The sequence below is a fragment of the Blastopirellula marina genome (assembly GCF_002967765.1).
Taxonomy (GTDB): domain Bacteria; phylum Planctomycetota; class Planctomycetia; order Pirellulales; family Pirellulaceae; genus Bremerella; species Bremerella marina_A.
On record NZ_PUHY01000012.1, the window covers coordinates 265,776 to 284,715 of the forward strand.

The 18,940-nt window shown below is 55.1% G+C and carries 18 protein-coding genes; 7 read left to right on the top strand and 11 right to left on the bottom strand.

Going from position 1 to position 18,940, the window contains the following annotated elements; genetic code table 11:
* The first annotated feature begins 58 nt into the window (after nt 1-58).
* A complete protein-coding gene (locus C5Y83_RS17435; protein WP_105331045.1) occupies nt 59-667 on the top strand; it encodes a hypothetical protein in 609 nt (202 codons plus the stop codon).
* Nucleotides 668-853: 186 nt separating this feature from the next.
* Nucleotides 854-1,597, top strand: a complete 744-nt coding sequence (locus C5Y83_RS17440) for a hypothetical protein (protein ID WP_105331046.1) — start codon at nt 854-856, stop codon at nt 1,595-1,597.
* On the opposite strand, the gene C5Y83_RS17445 is transcribed toward C5Y83_RS17440, so the two are convergent.
* Nucleotides 1,589-1,963 carry a hypothetical protein gene (locus C5Y83_RS17445; RefSeq protein WP_105331047.1) on the bottom strand — a complete coding sequence of 125 codons (375 nt, stop codon included), beginning with the start codon at nt 1,961-1,963 and terminating at the stop codon, nt 1,589-1,591. The two genes, C5Y83_RS17440 and C5Y83_RS17445, sit on opposite strands and share 9 nt — an antisense overlap.
* Nucleotides 1,964-2,188: 225 nt before the next feature.
* Here C5Y83_RS17445 and C5Y83_RS17450 point away from each other — a divergent pair, with 225 nt between their 5' ends.
* Both C5Y83_RS17450 and C5Y83_RS17455 read left to right on the top strand, forming a co-directional pair.
* Complete coding sequence (locus tag C5Y83_RS17450) at nt 2,189-2,518, top strand: hypothetical protein (RefSeq protein WP_105331048.1); 330 nt, start codon at nt 2,189-2,191, stop codon at nt 2,516-2,518.
* Nucleotides 2,519-2,624: 106 nt separating this feature from the next.
* On the top strand, nt 2,625-3,407 hold the full coding sequence (locus tag C5Y83_RS17455) for a hypothetical protein (protein ID WP_105331049.1): 783 nt from the start codon (nt 2,625-2,627) through the stop codon (nt 3,405-3,407).
* Nucleotides 3,408-3,503: 96 nt separating this feature from the next.
* Here the strand turns inward: C5Y83_RS17455 and C5Y83_RS17460 are convergent, their stop codons facing one another.
* The 6 genes from C5Y83_RS17460 to C5Y83_RS17485 form a co-directional block, all read right to left on the bottom strand.
* Nucleotides 3,504-4,535 (bottom strand): DUF1559 domain-containing protein, encoded by a 1,032-nt coding sequence (locus tag C5Y83_RS17460; protein WP_105331891.1) that lies wholly within the window; start codon nt 4,533-4,535, stop codon nt 3,504-3,506.
* Nucleotides 4,536-4,552: 17 nt separating this feature from the next.
* Nucleotides 4,553-5,626, bottom strand: a complete 1,074-nt coding sequence (locus tag C5Y83_RS17465) for a DUF1559 domain-containing protein (protein WP_158262395.1) — start codon at nt 5,624-5,626, stop codon at nt 4,553-4,555.
* Nucleotides 5,616-6,698 (bottom strand): DUF1559 domain-containing protein, encoded by a 1,083-nt coding sequence (locus tag C5Y83_RS17470; protein WP_105331051.1) that lies wholly within the window; start codon nt 6,696-6,698, stop codon nt 5,616-5,618. The genes C5Y83_RS17465 and C5Y83_RS17470 overlap by 11 nt, the downstream gene beginning before the upstream one ends.
* Nucleotides 6,688-7,740 (bottom strand): DUF1559 domain-containing protein, encoded by a 1,053-nt coding sequence (locus C5Y83_RS17475; protein ID WP_105331052.1) that lies wholly within the window; start codon nt 7,738-7,740, stop codon nt 6,688-6,690. Before C5Y83_RS17475 ends, C5Y83_RS17470 begins: the two co-directional genes overlap by 11 nt.
* Nucleotides 7,737-8,432, bottom strand: coding sequence for a DUF2306 domain-containing protein (locus C5Y83_RS17480; RefSeq protein WP_105331053.1), 696 nt, complete (start codon nt 8,430-8,432; stop codon nt 7,737-7,739). Before C5Y83_RS17480 ends, C5Y83_RS17475 begins: the two co-directional genes overlap by 4 nt.
* Before the next feature lie 406 nt (nt 8,433-8,838).
* Nucleotides 8,839-10,320: a SulP family inorganic anion transporter gene (locus tag C5Y83_RS17485; RefSeq protein ID WP_105331892.1), complete on the bottom strand. Its 1,482-nt coding sequence runs from the start codon at nt 10,318-10,320 to the stop codon at nt 8,839-8,841.
* A 411-nt stretch (nt 10,321-10,731) separates the two neighbouring features.
* On the opposite strand from C5Y83_RS17485, the gene C5Y83_RS17490 reads away from it, so the two are divergent.
* On the top strand, nt 10,732-11,124 hold the full coding sequence (locus C5Y83_RS17490; RefSeq protein WP_105331054.1) for a hypothetical protein: 393 nt from the start codon (nt 10,732-10,734) through the stop codon (nt 11,122-11,124).
* Here C5Y83_RS17490 and C5Y83_RS17495 read toward each other — a convergent pair.
* Nucleotides 11,121-11,459, bottom strand: a complete 339-nt coding sequence (locus C5Y83_RS17495; protein ID WP_105331055.1) for a hypothetical protein — start codon at nt 11,457-11,459, stop codon at nt 11,121-11,123. The two genes, C5Y83_RS17490 and C5Y83_RS17495, sit on opposite strands and share 4 nt — an antisense overlap.
* 251 nt (nt 11,460-11,710) lie before the next feature.
* Here C5Y83_RS17495 and C5Y83_RS17500 point away from each other — a divergent pair, with 251 nt between their 5' ends.
* Nucleotides 11,711-12,595 carry a M20/M25/M40 family metallo-hydrolase gene (locus C5Y83_RS17500; protein WP_105331056.1) on the top strand — a complete coding sequence of 295 codons (885 nt, stop codon included), beginning with the start codon at nt 11,711-11,713 and terminating at the stop codon, nt 12,593-12,595.
* 1 nt (nt 12,596) lies between these two features.
* On the opposite strand, the gene C5Y83_RS17505 is transcribed toward C5Y83_RS17500, so the two are convergent.
* The 3 genes from C5Y83_RS17505 to C5Y83_RS17515 all read right to left on the bottom strand — a co-directional run bounded on the left by C5Y83_RS17505 (nt 12,597) and on the right by C5Y83_RS17515 (nt 15,974).
* Nucleotides 12,597-13,007 carry a DUF4259 domain-containing protein gene (locus C5Y83_RS17505; protein WP_158262396.1) on the bottom strand — a complete coding sequence of 137 codons (411 nt, stop codon included), beginning with the start codon at nt 13,005-13,007 and terminating at the stop codon, nt 12,597-12,599.
* A gap of 233 nt (nt 13,008-13,240) precedes the next feature.
* Nucleotides 13,241-14,623 (bottom strand): sulfatase, encoded by a 1,383-nt coding sequence (locus C5Y83_RS17510; protein WP_233207267.1) that lies wholly within the window; start codon nt 14,621-14,623, stop codon nt 13,241-13,243.
* 31 nt (nt 14,624-14,654) lie between these two features.
* A complete protein-coding gene (locus C5Y83_RS17515; protein WP_158262397.1) occupies nt 14,655-15,974 on the bottom strand; it encodes a sulfatase-like hydrolase/transferase in 1,320 nt (439 codons plus the stop codon).
* Between the two features lie 234 nt (nt 15,975-16,208).
* Here C5Y83_RS17515 and C5Y83_RS17520 point away from each other — a divergent pair, with 234 nt between their 5' ends.
* Nucleotides 16,209-18,935, top strand: coding sequence for a PQQ-dependent sugar dehydrogenase (locus C5Y83_RS17520; protein ID WP_105331059.1), 2,727 nt, complete (start codon nt 16,209-16,211; stop codon nt 18,933-18,935).
* The last annotated feature ends 5 nt before the right edge of the window (nt 18,936-18,940 follow it).

Genomic DNA, 18,940 nt, shown 5'->3' on the forward strand with positions numbered 1-18,940 from the left:
GAGCCCAGCCATGTTGCGATTATTTTTTATTCTTATTTGTCTTTCGTGCAGCTTAAACGTGGGCTGCTCCACATTCGAGCATCCCCTTTCTCCGCTTGAAGATGCAGAAATCCATCAGGAAGCAATCGGCAGTTGGTATGCCTCGAAAGGAAAAGACGACGAAGGGAAGCCAACCGAGATGTTCCTTCACATTGGCCTGCCGCCAGCATCAAGCATCAAACCGAAGGAGAGTGGTTATGCCAACTTCAACGAGGTCAAAGGGGAAATGCCCGACGATAAGCTTTGGGTGAATAACATGATGCTGATGACAATCACCAGCATCGAAAAAGATCAGCGCATTCAAAGCTCTAACATGCTCGTGTTTCCCACCAAGCTAGGGAACAATCACTACGCCAACGTACCAAGCTTTCATGGCAACCAAGTCATCACTTATAAGATCCTCAAGTATCAGATCAATGGCGATGAACTCACGACTTGGCTGCTCCCCAACGATCAGGCGATCGGTGAACTGATTCAAGCAGGCAAGCTCCATGCCGGCGAGAAAAAGGACTATGTGGCCGACGACACCGAAACACTTCGCCAGGTTTTCGTCGAGCACGATGCGGAACTCTTTCCGCCAGAAAAGAGCATGACCTTCCGCCGGATCAAGTTGTGGAAAGATGAATGAACTACCCGCCACGCGTTGATGTTAGTCGTGCAATCTCGACGGTCTTCAGTCGTCATTCCATGCGTCGCGTTGAAGATTGGAAACAGTTGTTCTGAAACACCATTATGCAACGATACCTTTTTGTTGACCGCTTGGAAGCGTGGCGATAGGTTAACGACTTACTTCCCTTCCTGTAAGGAGATTGCCATGCGTCTAGGCTACGTCATTGCTTTGGTATTAGGCTTTGTCTCCAGTGGTCACGCGCAAACGGCGTACGATCCGTTTGGGCCTTCGATCACCACGGTGCCGGCGGAGCCCAAACATGTACTTCCCGCTGTGCCCAAATCGAATTCGAAGTCCAAACCGTATGCAGAGAGTTCGTCCGATGATGGTTCTCAGCTGGTCAAAGCTTTTTGGATTGGTGCGACGGCCGACGAAGACCAGGCCGTGCGTGAGAGAATGAAACAGGAAACGAAGATCCAATTCATCGAGACGCCACTGGAGGAAGTGGTCGGATATCTGAAGAATTTGCATGGCTTCAACATTGTCATCAGTCCGCGCGTTTATGAGCAGATCGGTCCGCCACACGAAGTCACGGTGACACTCAATATTGAAGGGATCCGGTTGGACTCGGCGCTCAATTACCTTCTCAAAAGCTTGGAGCTGGATTGGTATATTCACGACGAGATGCTGGTGATCACCACAGCCGATGTCGTCGAAAAGCGAATGACCTTGCGTGCCTATCCACTGCGAAACGTCGATGGCGGGGACATCACCCGACTGCTGGAAAGCACGGCCAATCCCGATTCCTGGAAAGCGAACGGCGGGCAGGGCCAGATGAAGTTGAGTTCGCGAAACATTTTATTCGTTTGGCAGAACCGTCACGGGCATGAACTGGTCGAAGCGACGATTGACATGTTCCGGAAGAATGACTTCGGCGCGCTAAAGTAAGGTAATCTTATAACCAAGTGCGCAAGCACATCGTTCGAGCAGTGGCCGCGTTGCTTGCTGGTGATCGTATGAGAAATAGCCGATGAAGATTCCGTTGTTCGGTTTCACCGTGAACTGTAAGTAGTCGTCCGAATTGGAATCGTCCGACACCACAATTTGCAGCGCACGATCCTGCGAAGCGAGTTGGAAGTCGATCACTTCCTGAGGTGCATCCAACTCGACCAGTTTGGCGACGATCGCGCCGACCACGTCTGCCCCTTCGTCGCGATCAATTGCGGTGTAATCAAACTCATCTTTCAGTCGCCGAGCGACTTCTTCCGGATCAAGAAAAGCGACACCGTCCGGTGGTGACAAGATATGAGCCATGGATGTCCAATGATTAGCTGGCTTATTTTCTGGACAATGAAAATCGAAGTAAATGTAGCAGATTTCTTTAGTACATTTCTACTAGTTCACCCGTCTTTATTAGGGCAATTTCTTGACCAGCAAATTGGTCACAAAACAACGAATTTTCTCTTGAGCGAGCAGCGGGCGAATGGGATAATAACGACTTCTCTTCGCTTCCCTTGCTTCTCTAGATAGGGCATCTTCGTGGATCGTCAGCAGCGGATTCCGTTGTGGATTTTGATTGGCCTGCAGGTCGGTTGCTTGGCGATGTTGATCGCTGGCTTCATCTGTTTGATTTCGCCAGCCTGGTATCCGGCCGGTTTCGTCGGCTGGTGGGAAGGTTACGATGCTAAATCCGATGTGCTGGGCATTGTGTGGCTGGCCGGCACCTTGGGAAGCATCTTTATCGGCATTGTGCTGATTGGCGGTGCGGGGGCGACGGCGATTTGGATTGGATTTGTAGCGGGGATCGTTGGGCTAGTGATGACGAAAACCGCGAAGGCGCCGGAAGGGGATTCAAACGCCGCCTCGTAGAAGTTAGCGGATCGCGAATTCGACAAATTCGTTGGCGGATCGTACACAATCTTCTAACCTGACGGTCAAACCCACTTCTTTTCTTTCGCTGATCGGAGATCTTGTCATGCGATACGCGCTCGCTTGGACACTCGTCGTTGTCGGATTCTGGACATCCTCGGCCTGGGCTCAATTTGGTGGTGCCCCTGGCGGTATGGGAATGATGGATGCCGGAGGAGGCTACGGCATGGAAGGCGAAATGGAAGGTTACGGCGGAGGATTCGGCGTCGGCTATGGAGATGGCGGATACGGTCAAGAGATGCATGGCGGCATTCGGGCGTTTGGGCGTACGGCAACCGAAGGGGCCAAGTTCCAAGTCACATGGACCGGCCCTGAAGCTGCCAAGAGCCAGGAAATCTACGAACGCCTGAGCCAAGAGCCTTCGAAGGTTCAGTTCATCGATGCGCCGCTGGAGGAAGTGGTTGGTTATTTGAAGGACCTGCACAGCGTTTCGATCTTGATTGATCTCGAGGCGTTCAAGAGTGCTGGCCTCGATATAGAACTTCCAGTGACGATTAACGTCACTGGGCAAACCGCTGCCAGCACGCTCGATCTACTGTGCGATCGCTACAAACTGGGCTGGTACGTCGATCGTGGCATCTTGATGATCAGCAGCAAGGACGATGCCGCGCAGCAACAATCGGTACGGATCTACCAACTACGACAACTTAACGCCGCTGGGGCGTCGCAGATTGTTACCAAGATGATCGAACCTGGCTCGTGGGAAGTCGGAGGGGGTCACGGCGACATCACCGCAGTTTCCGATCGCAATCTGCTCGTCATTCGCCAAAATCGCGCTGGTCACGATGCAACGGAATCGTTGCTGAAATCGTTGGAAGCGACGAAGTAACCGGGCCGACGGAAAACATCTGGCCCGGCGAGCGATTCCCCTGGCCAGACATTTGGAAGTCGATGCGTCCGCTCAACGCTGCTCGTGTTGCTAAAGTTACGATTTATCTTGTCCCGCGATCGAGCCCAGTGCGCCCCATACGCCGAAGCGGTTTTGTCCTTCTTCTCGCGGCTTGTCGGCAGGCAACGTCAATTCGCCGGTGTCGATATCGTTGAGAATGAAGTCGGTCGATGCATCTCCCATCAACACTTGAACACCACCTGGGTGAGAGCTGCTAACCGAATAGTATCCGTCGACTGCTTCCGCACCACCGACCGCAAAGCTGGGGCTGTTGGGTGGCAAAATAGTATTGAATAGCGCTGGCCCAGCCCCACCGTCGCTCCATTGGTATCCGCGTCCTCGCTCAGAAAGTTTCACGTCGTCTACGTCGCTTTCCTGGTCCGCTTCCCCAGACAAGCAGCGGATCGGTTTTTCCAACAGGCTTAACGACTGGTCGATGGCATAACCCATCGTTCGAACTTCGCTCATCATCACCGTGTAGACAAGGCCATCCGTCACATCTTGGTAACGGGTAGTAAGACCAGGGGCGAACATGCCCCGTGGCGTAGTTTGACCGTAAATCGGCGTTGCGATATCGCCAATCGAGAAGACGTAGTTCGTAGGGGAAAATCCAGAATCCGTAAATGTGTTGGAAGGACACCGGAACGCGTCGATCTTCGTTTGCCAAGGTTCGTACTCCTTCACCCACGGCGCCGGGCCCATCGCCGGATAGGCTTGACCTTCGTACGTTTGGGGCATCGCAATCGTATCAAACAAGGCGTTCTGTTCGATGAACGGCAACAGGGCAACCAGCCCGCTCAAGCGTCCTTGGTTACTATCGGTATCGAAGCCACCTTCACTTCCACCGGTTCCTAGCGGGAACGAGCCGTGGGTGTCGTGATAGTTGTGTAGGGCCAGGCCAAACTGCTTCAAGTTGTTCATGCACTGAGCCCGCCGCGCCGCCTCGCGCGAGGTTCGCATTGCCGGCAAAAGCAGGGCGATCAAGATTCCGATAATCGCGATCACGACCAGCAGTTCAACCAGCGTGAAGCCGCGCTGTGAACGGTGGTTGGCATGCAACGTATTCATGATTTGCCCTTCAAGGATCAATAGTCAAAGTCTGTCTTCTCTTGGCCGTCACGACTTCCCAACGCACCCCACACACCGTATGGACTGGAAAACGCATTCTTCCGAATGTCTTCCTGCTGAGGGGGCGATTGAGTCAAATCCCCGGTGTCGATTGTTTCGGGAATGAAACGAAACGAACCGTCGCAAAGCCCCACCAGGACACCTCCTGGATGAGAACTGCCGGCGGAGTAAATCCCATCGACCGCTTCCTTACCCAGCACCGCGCAGCTGGCACCGTTTGGGGGAAGAATTGTGTTGACCAGTCCTGGCCCAGCACAACCATCGGCCCACGAGTATCCCCGTCCCAAATCATGAAGCGGAATCGCTGCTCGATAGCTGCGATACATGGCTCGCTTCGGTTTCGCCTCGTCCAACACTTTCCAACAGCGTGCAGGATCGTCGAGCACGACCGCTGGAATGTTGATGGCATAGTTGCCCGGCACATACCGCCAATCGGGCGAACCGATCTCGGCCAGCATGATCGTGTTTGACAAACCATCGTGCATATCTCGGAAGCCAAGACAAAGCCCAGGCGCCGACGCGCCGCGAGCCTCTTTCAAGTGATGAATATCGCTGGCCACATCGCCAATCGAAAACGCATAGTTGGTTCGTCCGAGGGAAGACTCGACACGAGGTGCCGAAGGACACGTCAGTATTTCGAGCTGCTCTTGCCACGGCGCAAACGACTGATCCCAGGGAGGAGGCGGAATCGCGGTCCCTTGCGAGGTAATTTGCTCGTACAGGAAGTCCTGCTCCAAGAACGGAAGTACCATCACGAATCCGCTCAATCGGTTGGCATCGCGAACCGATGGATCGCCCGCACTCCCGAAGCCACCCATCGCGGCGGGCAAGTGCCGATAGGTATCGTGGTAGTTATACATGGCCAGCATGAGATGCTTGAGGTTGTGGGTGCACTGCATCCGCCGATAAGCTTCCCGGTGCCCCATCTGCGTCCAGGGCACGCAGCAAAAAAGCAGCGCCGCGACAAAGAATGTCAGCATCAACAAGTCCCGAATCGTGAACCCGGCCCGCGGTTGGTGGCTATTCGTCATCGGTGTCGTCCCCGCCGGCTCGGCTTCCCAGGGCTCCCCAGACGCCAAACGGGCTGGGGAAGGAAGACTCTGCGTAATCATTTTCTCGGGGAGGGGACTGCTTCAAATCGCCGGTGTCGATTGAATCGTTCATCGATTGGACCGAACCATCAAGGAAAGCGACGTTCACGATGTCAGGATGAAAACTACCGGCGGAGTAAAACCCGTCGACAGCATCGTTACCGCCGACTGCGCAACTAGGGCTATTCGGCGGCAGAATGGTGTTGAACAGGCCAGGTCCGGCCGCTCCATCCGCCCAGTTGTAACCGCGCCCTTGAGGATGGAGGCGAATACCATCTCGGTAATAGGCTTGCCGCGTCCCAAGCGTTTTCAGACAGAGCGAGGGGTTCTGCAAAATGGTCGCCGGCATCTGTGTCGCGATCTGCCCTGGCACAAAGCGATCGCTGGCGGTGCCGATCTCTGCCATGGCGAGCGTGTTTGACGATCCATCGGTACATTCGTCCCGTTTGGTAAAGAGCCCCGGAGCAAACATGCCGCGAGCCGTCTTCAGGTGATGAATATCGCTGGCGATATCACCGATGCAAAACGCGTAGTTTGTCGGCCCAAAATCAGAAGAAGAGTCGGGTGCAGAAGGGCACTTCAGCCACCAAATTCGAGCATGCCACGGGGGATAGTTCTTATCCCAAGGTGCCGGCCCCATCGCCGGATAATTGATGCCATTGTAGGTAGATGGATCAACGATTTGAATGTAGAACGAGGATGATTCCATGTAGGGGCTCAACACGACCAGTCCACTAAGCCGATTTTCATTTCCGCCGATGCCAGTGCCACCCATTGCCGAGGGAAAACGTCGGTAGGTGTCATGATAATTATGGACGGCAAGGAGCAACTGCTTTAGCTTGCCGCTGCAATCAAGTTGCCGAGCGTTTTCGCGGGCCTGGTTGATCGCCGATACCAATGGCAGTAGCAATACACCGATCAGGAAAATCGCGGCGAAAAGCATTCTCAACGAGTAGCCAGAGCGTCGCGCTATTCGTTTCTTGAAGTCGTGTTTCGTGTGGCTAATCGTCATCGGTGTCGTCCCCGCCGGCGCGGCTTCCCAGGGCTCCCCAGACGCCGAACGGGCTGGGGAAAGAAGACTCTGCGTAGTCCTTTTCTTGGGGAGGGGACTGCTTCAAATCGCCGGTGTCGATCTCTTGCGAGATATAGCGGACGGCACCGTCGACCAGCAAGACTTGGGCACCACCACGGGCATGGTAACCTCCCACGGAATAGAAGCCATCGACAGCGACCTCACCCCCGACCGCCAGGCTAGGTGCATTGGGCGGAAGGATGGTGTTGATCAGACCAGGCCCAGCACCGCCATCGGCCCAACTATAACCGCGCCCCTGAGCATGTAACTCGACATCCGAGCGGTAGGGAGTCCAGCAGTCTCGGTTGGTCGTGACGTCGGTTAGCTTCCAGACGCGATCGGGATGCTTGAGGAATTGCTTCGGCTGACCGATCGCGTACTTTCCCGTGAGCGCTCGGCGATGGATCGTACCGATCTCGGTCATCGCGATCGTGTTGCTCGTGCCGTCGGTGATCTCTTTGAAGCGGGTATAGAGGCCAGGGGCAAAGGCACCCCGAGCTACTTCCAGTTGGTGAATGTTGCTTGCGATATCGCCAATGCTGAACGCATAGTTCGTCCAGCCAAAATTGACCTTCGTGAAGTTTGGGGCTGACGGGCAATCAAGAACGTCCAACTCGGTTTGCCACGGTGCGAACGACTTATCCCAAGCTGGCGGCAGATTGCCAACGACTGTGTCTTCGGCGAGACGATGTATCTCTTCGTGGAGCGTCACTTGTTCCAACTGGGGCAACAAAGCGACGATGCCACTTAAGCGGCGATCGCTGAGCATAGCCGTGGGAAGACTCTCATACGTTTCGTGATAGTTGTAAAACGCAAGCCCAATCATCTTTATGTTGTTTTGGCACTGCATCCGCCGGGCCGCTTCGCGTCCGCGCTGGGCTGAGGGGATGAGAAACACGAGCAAGATCGCAATGATGAAGATCACCACGAGCAGTTCCAGCAATGTGAAGCCTGCGGATCGCTGGGTGGGTGTTGTATTCATGAGATCGCCTCCAACGATGCTTGTTCGCTGAGTCTCGGTTTCTTCGCGTGCTGCTTCCGCATACGCCACACTTCGTAGGCAAACAGCGGTATCGTCCAGCTGAGCCAGGCGTTGATTTGATACGCTTCGACCGATTCGCTTTCGGTCACGATCAGCACGCCGGAGGCCAAGCGGAACAGTAGCGGCGAGATCAGTAGAATGAAGCAGCGGGTAGCCCAGACTTGATGCGTGGCCAGTTTTCGGAGCATCGCATACCGTGCCGCGAGCGCGGCGGTCAGCCCGGTGGCGATCGATTGCAGGGCGAACGCGACGCCAGCGATCGGCCCAGAGAACGCCCAAACCGACATGATCAATCCACTGGGAACCAGCACGGCCAGGACTAACAACACTTGTAGCTTGCCCAACTGGCGATGCCGTTTCTGATGCGTCTTCCGTTTCCCGCTGAACATCAAGTAGGCGGCCAACAGCAAGGTGATGGGGCCGACGATAATGTGGGCGTAGAAGGCGGGCGGGTAGATGCCGGTGAATGACTTTTCGCGGCCCACCAGGAAAGCGGAATCGAAGTTCGGCGGAAAGTAATCGCCATATTGCAGCACGATCGACGCGACCACTTTCGCGCCCAAGAGAGCGATCACCCCTAGGGCCAGTGTCTTGAGCGTCGCCATACGACGTGCCGGTCCATGCGCTTTCACGGCGCCGCACTCCCGAGGTTGATGAGGTAAAGAGAAGAGCAGGGGGAGCTCGGCCAAAGTGGGTTCGCCAGCCCCACCTTAGAGGATACCTAATCAACGTGGCCCCGTCGATGAAATTGCCGCTCGACGGGCTTTCAACAAGCCTTCTAAGCAGCAATATCGAACCATTTCCAAAGGCCTGGAGGGCCGGTCGAATGTAGCCAGGGGCGTTAGCCCCTGGAACCGATTGAACAAATTTAACAAGCCCTGGAAGGGTGCCCGAAGCATCTGTTGCAAGAGTTCGGTCGCCCTTCCAGCGCTTGTGAATCATAAAACTCTTACCAGGGGCTAACGCCCCTGGCTACATTCGCGCGCCCCATCTGGGGCTTCGGAACCGTGAAGTCGTGATGTGCGGCACGATAGGCTTTTAGTGGGCCACCAATTGCTTATCGGCGTCGGGCTTATCGTGGATGGCGAAGCGGTTGACCATGTGGGCGCTCGCTTCGTTCAGGCCGATGATTTCGACTTCGACTTCTTTCTGGCGATACTTAACGACCACCTTATCGAGGGCTCCGATCGCGGTGATGTCCCAGAAGTGAGCATCTGACACGTCGATATGAACTTTCTCGAGTTGTTCGTGGTAGTCGAACGAGTCGACAAAGCGATCGGCCGATGCGAAGAAGACCTGACCGCTTACGTTGTAGGTCTTCAGTGGCAAGTCTTCGTGTGGGACGCCATCGACTTCCAGAATTTTGCCGACCTTGTGGGCGAAGAAGAATCCTGAGAGCAGCACACCAACGAGCACGCCTTGGGCGAGGTCGCCGGTCATCACGACAACAACGACCGTACTAACCATCACGGCGCTAGAACTCTTGGGATGCAAGATCAAGTTCTTCAGCGATTCCCATTTGAACGTGCCGATCGAGACCATGATCATCACCGCTACGAGCGCGGCCATTGGGATCATCGAAACATAAGGGCCGAGGAACACCACCAAGATCAACAGAAACACGCCGGCACACAGCGTCGACAAACGACCACGACCGCCTGACTTCACGTTGATAACCGATTGCCCGATCATCGCACAGCCTGCCATGCCGCCAAAGAAACCAGCGACGATATTCGAGATGCCTTGCCCCATGCACTCTTGGTTCTTGTCACTCGGCGTGTCGGTCATTTCGTCGACGATTTGGGCGGTCATCATCGATTCCAGCAAGCCGACCATCGCCAAGGTTACCGAAACGGGGAAGATGATTTGCAGTGTTTCAAATGACCAGGGAATCTCAGGAAGCAGAAACATCGGCAAGCTGTCCGGCAGTTGTCCCATGTCGCCAACCGTGTTGACATCGAAGCCGAAGCCAACCGAGATTGCTGTCAAAACACAGATTGCGATCAGCGGTGACGGAACGGCTTTCGTTACGTACGGCAGCAAGTAAATCATCGCCAGTCCGGCGGCCACCATCGTATAGACCAACCACACCGACGGGACCTCGTAAAGCTCTGGCAACTGGGCGCAGAAGATCAAAATCGCCAAGGCATTCACAAAGCCGGTCACCACCGACTTCGAAACGAATCGCATCAAGACGCCTGCCTTGAAATAGCCGGCCGTGATTTGAAGCACGCCCGCCAAGATCGAAGCAGCCAGCAGGTACTGCAAACCGTAATCCTTCACCAGGTCGACCATCACCAAGGCCATCGCTCCGGTCGCGGCCGAGATCATCGCAGGTCGGCCACCCACAAACGCGGAAATGGTGGCAATACAGAAAGCGGCGTACAGACCGACTTTAGGATCGACCCCAGCGATAATCGAAAAGGCGATTGCTTCGGGGATCAGAGCCAGGGCCACGACCAACCCTGAAAGGATGTCCTTGGGGACGTTCGAGAACCATTGTTGGCGCAGAGATTCCATCTGTTCTTTCTTCATCATTTGCGTATTCAGATCTTTTTCGGTGGGAGATCCTGGCTTGTTTGCCAAGCCAGAGGATGCGATTCGCCCTCATTCGTGGGGCAACGCGTGTCAGCGGACGGAGAGAGCTCGTCCCGCGGTTTGCCGAGTAATTACCACCTCAACACAAGATGATTACCCGTTAGCTAACCTTTTTCGGGGACGAATTTCACGCTGAGAGAAAAACAGCTTACACCGGTCTAATTTCCATTATTCAGTAATTTGGCGGACTGTATGGCACACATCTTACCACAACGCCCGAGAGACTGATAGACGAAAATTGGGGAGCTTTTCAATTTCAGCCCTTTGGCGGGGGAAATCCGCGTATCTCAGTAAGCAGTGAGCGAGCATCCCACCTTCACCAGGGCAGCCGGTATGAACGAGCGTCACCCCACCCTTTTCGGAACGTTTTTAGGCTTAGAAGCGGTGTCGGTCCTGTTCACGCTGATCGGGCTGTCGTGCGTTGCGTCCCCCTTGGTACTGCGTGGTGGCATCGTTGGATGGCTTTCCGATTACGAGCCACCCGTGTTCGATCGGCATGATCCGTTTCTGCTGCTTTACTTCCTGGTCGATCTGGTCACGGTGGCAACGCACGTTTGCATCAGCATAGGCGTAGGTGTGCTGACCATCTTGGGGGCGGCCTCGCTCAGCACCGGCACCGGTATCGCCGCCGCCCTGCTAGGGCTTTTCCGAACAAGTAAGTCACAGGAGATGGCGATCGATCGTCAGCAAAGGGTGAAGATCGCAACGCCGGATGACGATCGTTAGCCCGAAAGTGTCCGGGCTTGGCCAGCCGCAACACGTTTTCCTTGGCGCACGTAGCCCCACTCGCCGTGGCCGTGCGGATCGAACTGGACGAACATATCGTCCATCCGATACGAGCGAATCGTCAACGAGCGTGTGTCTTCCGACACTTCAAGTTGACTTTCCCCTTGATCGCGTCGGACCAATAATTGTTGCACGTTCGGATCTTCAAATAGTTCAGATTCATCCGGCACAATGGAAAACAGGCAGTCCCCTTCCAGGTCGCCTGGAGGAAGGGCGCAGAGGATGAAGCCGAGATGCTTCGATCCATCGAGAGTTTGCAGGACGATGGCTTTCATGACGAGTTGATTTCCCGAAGAGCGAGTTCTCGACACCGCCGCCCTAAAGGCACGTTCTGCCTGCTGGCAATTGGCAAAAAGGCTGAGCCAAGCGGTGCGATTCGGTTTATTCTAGTTGGACGCCGCACGGTTACTAGCCGCGCTGCGTGAATCGCGTGACAGTTTCTCTGGCGGCTTTCATTGACTTGGCGATTTGCCAATGATTGCGTAGCCTGGGATGCCTTACTCGAGCAAGACAAACTGGCCTATCTATGACCTTCGATCAACCACCTGTTCGTGAACTTCTGGCCAAGCACGTTGATTATCTGGCGGCTCAGATCGGACCTCGTATCTTGGCCCAGCCGGAGAGTATCGAAGCGACGGTTGCCTACTTACGCGGGCAATGGGAGCAAATGGGTTACGAAGTACGTGAAGAGCCGTACGAGTCATCCGATGGTCCGGTGAAGAATCTCTATGTTGAAATTCCTGGCAGCCAATTACCTGGCGACGTGATCGTGTTGGGGGCCCATTACGATACCGTCGCTCAGTCCCCCGGTGCCGACGACAATGCCTCGGCCGTCGCTGTGTTGTTAGAAGCAAGCCGACTACTGAAGAACCAATCACCGCGACGCACGCTGCGGTTTGTGGCGTTTGCCTGTGAGGAATCTCCCTACATGAGCATGGGCTCGATGGGAAGCCAACATCACGCCCGCGAGGCAAAGCAGCGCGGCGAGCGCGTACAGATGTTGTGCTTGGAAATGGTCGGCTACTTTCTAGACGAACCGAACTCGCAGAAGGTACCTCCTTCGATCCCGAAGTTTCTGCATGGTTTATTTCCCAAGCGTGGCAACTTCCTGGCGGCGATTGGTAACCTGGCTTCGTGGAAGTTGAACTGGGCGTTTCGCCGTGGCTTCAAGCAAGCGACGCGGTTAAGCTTGTTCTCGTTGAACTTGCCAGAGAAGGTGCAAGAGATTCGGCGGAGTGATAACAGTTCGTTTTGGGACCAAGGTTTCCCGGCGCTGATGCTGACCGATACCAGCTTTCTTCGCAATCCGCATTATCATCAGCCAACCGATACGCCTGACACGCTGGATTACGACCGGATGTCGCAAGTCACGTTGGGTGTCGTCGGTGCGATGATTCGATTGGCGAAGTAACTTACGTCGACTCAACGCGGCGCGAGACATCTTCGACGGTGGCCAGCCACTTGTCGAACTCGTCGCTGTCTTGCCACAACTGCTTCAGTTCACACTCGTCGGTCTTAATGCGTTCGAGAGCCAACTTGGCGATCGGCACCAGTGGTCCGGTCGGCAATTCTTTATGTTGACTGGCCCAAGCAGAAAGTTCATCGAGTGGCGCTTCCTGCAAGCCAGGACGACCGCGCAGGTGAGCCAACGCTTCGCACGCAGCTAACGCTTGACTGGCCTCATCAAGATCGACGAAGTCTTCCGCTTCGGTGACGCGCAGCAGCGCAGTTTGAATCGGAACGATGTCATCGCTCGCGAGCAAGTCTTCCTGCCAATCACAGGCAGAGTCGTTATCAAAGATCTCGTATCCCCATGCTCCCATGGCACAAGGGTCTCCTTTCGAACTGGCGAAGCACCGCATCACGATACGTTGTCGGTGCAAAGAGCACAATCCGGGTGGAAGATCGCAAAGAGTTTGTTGCGCATCTTGGAACAATTTATGCCAATTGAGTCATATTTCACGAGAAATAGCAATAAGGAATAGAGATGTATTGATGTCTATTTCTTACCACCACTCCTAGCGAATGACACATCAGAGAGGCAGATCTTCCCCTCCTATTCGGGCAGATGCCAATCCGCGCCATCCGACATGATGCTTGTGTTAATTCGCATCAGCTTTTGTTTCAATTGCGCAACAAGTTCCGGGTGCTGCGAAGCAAGATCGTGTTCTTGCTTAGGATCGTCCAGCAAATTGAAAAGCTGGTAGTTCGTGTACGTTCCCTTCTTCAGCGCAGGGATCCACTCTTCTTTGAATACGAGAGCATCGGGCACATCGAAATCACGATAACCAACGAAGCTGTATGGTCCATCGCGCATCGCCACAATCGGCACCGAGCGTTGCAAGTGCCAGAACAAAGGCTGGTGACGAACGAACTTCTTTTCGCCTGGGATGAGGATTGGTGTGAGATCGCTCCCATCAAGATGACGCCCCTTGGGAGGGCTGATCCCCAGAAGACCACATACCGTGGGCAAGACATCGACCAGGCCAGCCGGTGTGTCGCTGCTAATCACGCGTCCCGGTGGAATCTTGCCTGGCCAAAAGAAGATCCCCGGCACACGAATTCCCCCTTCCCAGTTGAAACGCTTACGACCACGCAAACCGCCCGTCCGATCGTCGCGGTAGCTACCGTTATCGGAAGCGTAGATGATCAACGTGTTCTCTGGTTTGTCGATCGCATGCAGCTTAGCCACCAGCCGCGCGATGGCACGGTTTCGATTATCGATCGTCGCGGAATAGACGGCCGCTGGATCATCGATCGCGCCATACGCCTTCACAATCTGATCAGGCGCGGCAATCGGTGCATGCGGTTCATGAAACCACATGTTGAGAAAGAACGGTTGATCGGCCGGACGTTTGGTATCGAGCCAGTCGATCGCCTCATCAACCACCAATTGGCACGAGTATCCTTGCAGCTTGCCCACCGGTTTGCCGTTGCGAACGAAGTTGCGGGGATTCTTGTGACTGGGAATCGCGTTGTTGCCAGTTGCAAACCAGTAATCGAAGCCATGCTTGTCAGGCGTTGGCTTATCGAACTTATCGTTCGGCATTCCCAAATGCCACTTACCGATGTGCGCCGTGGCGTAGCCTTCCTGCTTGAGGATCTCAGCGAGGGTATTCTCGCGCAGCAGCAAATGGGTACGTTGGCTGGTGTCGTTAATCCAACCATATACGCCGGCGCGAATATGATGCCTTCCAGTGAGCAGCGTGGCACGCGAGGGAGAGCAATTCGCGGCACCGGAATAGAAATCATGAAACCGCACGCCACCGGTCGCCAGGGCATCGATGTCAGGCGTCTTCACCGGGCCATCGTAGCAGCCGATATCTTGATACCCTTCGTCGTCCGCCAACAAGATCACCACGTTCGGTTTTTCCGCGGCATAAGTAAGCGGTGCCATCAAAACGGCAACACCAAGGGCGAGCAAGATTCGAGTGATCATGGAGGTTTCTCTTCCGCGAGGCGTGAGGGGATTACTTGTTGCCGTCGATTTGTTGTTGAGCGAACTTCAACTGCTGCGCCGCTTCGGCTTGCGACGCGTTGTAAGGCGACTTGATGGTAGCCGCTTTGGGCTGCCCCGTTTCTACGACGGGGCGTAATTGTTGCTGCCAAGTGAAAATGAAGTCGCGATTCCGGACGTAACGCTGCTGTTTATCTTGCACATGAATCCATGAGCGAGGGTCGCCTGGCTCGCCGCGGAGTTGCGGCAAGAAGCTCCGTCCGTCGATCGGTTTCGCAGGGAGCGAGGCCCCGGTTAGTTCTACGAGAGTCGGCAAGAGATCGGAAAGGTCGATCAAGTCGTGATTCACCTTGCCAGCCGCGATCACACCGGGCCAGTTAGCCACCAAGGGAACACGCGTGCCGGCATCGGTCATGGTTCCTTTGCCACCGACGGCGTTTCGTGTTTCGATTCCATTGCTCCACTTCGAGGTGATACGTCGATCGGTGCCGTTATCCGCTACGAAAATGACCAGCGTTTTGTCGCGCAGTTTCAGTTCATCGAGCGCCGCCACCAACTGCCCCACTTGCTTGTCGAGGTATGCGACCATGTCAGGCATGTACTTCTTGTCACCATCGCCATCGGCAGCACGTAGCGGTTCTTCGCTGTCGGGCGTTGGTTCCCAGGGATAATGTGGGAGCAGCGCTGTATAGTACGCCAAAAACGGTTCGTCCTTGTGTCGCCGCATGAAATCAATCAGGAAGGCAACGTTCGCATCGGGACCGTACTTCCCTTTCAGCTCGGCTTGAAGCACCTTCCCGTTTTGTCGCATGGTGGGATTGGCGTAGCGAGACGTCTTTTGGCCATCATGAAAGATCTGCCACATTTGATATTCATCAAAGCCGTGAGCATTGAGCGTGTCGCGTTCGTGCAGGAAGCTGACTTGCCATTTCCCAGCAATTGCGGTCGCGTAGCCCGCTTTCTTCAATAAGGTCGCGAAGCTGGTCTCCTGCGTCGGATCAAGGAACTCGCGGTGATTCTCCGGTTGATAAATAACGCGTGTGATTCCGTTTCGGAACGGATACCTGCCAGTAAGAAGCTGAGCGCGCGAAGGAGAGCACAACGGATTCGAAAAGCAATGCGTGAACCGCATTCCTTTCTCGGCCAGGGCATCAATGTTGGGTGTCTGATACGAGAGACCGCCGTACGATTGAACGCACTCGAGTCCTAGGTCGTCAGCGACGATCACCAACACATTTGGCGGACGTTCCGCGGACTGGCCAAGCGAAACCAGGCAAGTCGTGATCAGGAAGGTGAAGAGAGGAAGAACGCGATAGGGCAACACGCGAAACATGGTGGGGAGAATTCCAAGAGAGGAGGGGCGATCGAAAGCATTCAACATAAGACTGCAATCTTTTGTCTTGTCTCAGCATAGCCCCCTCTGTAGCAAAAAGAAACCGTTTGCGTTTACGGCTGACGTTGTGGACGACGTGCGAAAAGCAAATTATCTTAAGTTTCACCGTACCCCGCCGATTCCCCTTTTCCCACCAACCACGCCTCCTCCCGGGAAGCTCTGCAGGAACCCTCGATGCGAATCACACAACTGCTGCGCTATTCACTGGTCGCCGCCGTCTGTATTACCTCTTCTTGGAAGTCTTCAGCCCAGGCAGACGAAGCCCCGTACGATGCTTCTCGCTTGGAGGTCACCACGCTTGAAACCGGCCTCAAGCAGCCGATGGAATTGGCAGTGACCAGCGACGGCCGAATCTTCTACATCGAGATTCAAGGACAGCTGAAAGTCTTCGATCCAGAAACGCACCAATCAACGCTCGTGGGGGAAGTGAAAGTCACCACCGCGCAGGAGAACGGGCTGATCGGTTTGGCCCTCGATCCGAACTTCGATTCTAACGGCTGGATCTATTTGCAGTATTCGCCGCCTGATTACGAAGGGCAGCATGTCAGCCGCTTTAACTTGGTAGATGGCAAGCTCGATAACAGCTCGGAGAAGCTGCTGCTGAAGTACGAAGAACAACGCCGCGATTGTTGCCATCACGCTGGCTCGCTCGAATTCGGCCCCGATGGCTGCTTGTACATCGGCACCGGTGACAACACCAATCCATTTGGTGATAGCCAAGGGTACGCTCCGATCGATGAGCGCGAAGGGCGTTACTACTTTGATGCCCAAGCCACCGCCGGCAACACCAACGATCACAACGGCAAAGTGCTTCGCATCCGCCCACTGCCAGATGGCACGGCGGAGATTCCGGAAGGAAACCTGTTTCCGGCCGACGGCTCGAAAGGCAAGCCGGAAGTCTACGTGATGGGCTGTCGTAACCCATGGCGAATCAACATCGATCAGAAGACCGGTTACTTGTATTGGGGTGACGTCGGCCCCGATGCGGGCGGCGAGAACGAACGCGGCCCGCGTGGCTATGACGAAGTGAATCAAGCTCGTCAGGCAGGCTACTTCGGTTGGCCTTACTTCATTGCCAATAACTTGCCGTACAACGACGTCGATTTCCAAACCGACAAGATTGGCGAGAAGTTTAATCCGGCCGCACCGATCAACGAATCCGTCAACAACACCGGCGCGCGCGAGTTGCCGCCGGCCAACGAAGCGTTCATCTATTACCCTGGCTCAGGCAGTGATCGGTTTCCGGAACTAGGCTCTGGCGGTCGAACCGCATGTGCTGGGCCCGTTTATTACTACGATGCGGCCAATCCGAGCGAGACCAAGTTCCCGCCGCACTTTGACCGGACACTGTTCATTTACGAATGGTCGCGGCACTGGATCATGGCGGTTCACTTAACCGACGATTCGAAGATTGACTCAATCGAACCGTTCATGCCGAATCATCGCTTCGTCCGCCCGATCGATTTGCAATTTGGTCCCGATGGTGCGCTGTACATGTTGGAGTATGGCGAAACCTGGGGCGTGAACGATGACGCCAAATTGGTTCGAATTGATTACGTCCGTGGCAATCGACCTCCGACGGCAATCGCTGCGACCGAGAACAATACCGGAACGCATCCACTTGCGGTAAAGCTATCGAGCGCCGGTTCAGCGGACAAAGATGGCGACAAGCTGACTTACCTGTGGCGAGCGTTTCGCGCTGGAGATGAAAACGCTACCTTTACGATCTTGTCGACGGAAGCTAACCCCAAGGTGACCTTCCAAGAGCCGGGCGTCTTCAATGTCGAGCTGAAAGTCACGGATTCTGCTGGGGCCGAGGCTGTTGCTTCGGTTCCGGTAATTGTAGGGAACGAACGTCCGGCGGTCTCTTTTGTCACGCCGCAGGATGGTGACTTCTTCGATTCCACGATGAAGATTCATTACCAGTTGAAGGTCAACGACCTGGAAGACGGCACCTCCGACTTTGAACAAGCGGACGAGACCGGCGTTGCCGAAATCGATCTCGAAGCACCGCGGCGGACGGCTCTCAACTTTTCCCTCGGCAGCGGTAGCATTCCGAAGGCAGGCGACGACGGTGCGAGCGATTCCGATCCGGTTGGCTTGCAGCTGATGAAGAAGAGCGATTGCTTCAACTGCCATTCAGTCGATAGCGTCCGGGTGGGACCTCCGTTTTTGAAAGTTGCCGAGAAATACCGTGGGCAAGACAACGCGCTGGAAGCTTCGATGAAGCGCGTCCGAGAAGGCTCGACCGGCGTGTGGGGCAAGGTACCAATGCTGCCACATGGTCAGCATTCGCTGGACGAGATCCGCACGATGGTCAGCTGGGTGTATTCACTGGAAGCGGATAGCGCGGTTCGCGTCTTCGATGGCTTCGTTGGTGATATTCAACTAACGCCGGAAGAAGTCGACAAAGCAGGTTACGTGCAACTGGAAGCCAACTACCGAGATCTCGGCGCCGGCGATATCCCGCCCCTGGTTGGCACCTCGAAGATTTACCTACGGAAGCGAACCATCGAAGCGGAAGCCGCAGACGAGATCGGCGGACCGCAAACACTCGGCGGGCACAAAGCTTCCGGCGGCAATTTCCTGGGGGCGATCAATCACGAGCAGTTCGCCCGCTTTCAGCAGATCCCGCTTGATAACGTCGGCGCTTTGACCTTCCGTGTTACCTCGGCCGGGGCTGGCGGGCACATCGAAGCCCGACTCGACTCGCTCAATGGCCCCGTGATTGCCAAGGTGAAGGTCGACGTGAATGGAAGCTGGGAAGACTTCCACGATGTAACGGCGAAGATCAAGCGACAAACTGGCCGTCACGATATTTATGTCGTGTTCATCAACCCGCAGAATCGAGGCGGGCTGATGAACCTGGACTGCGTGACCTTCGAGCCGCCCACCGAATAACGGTG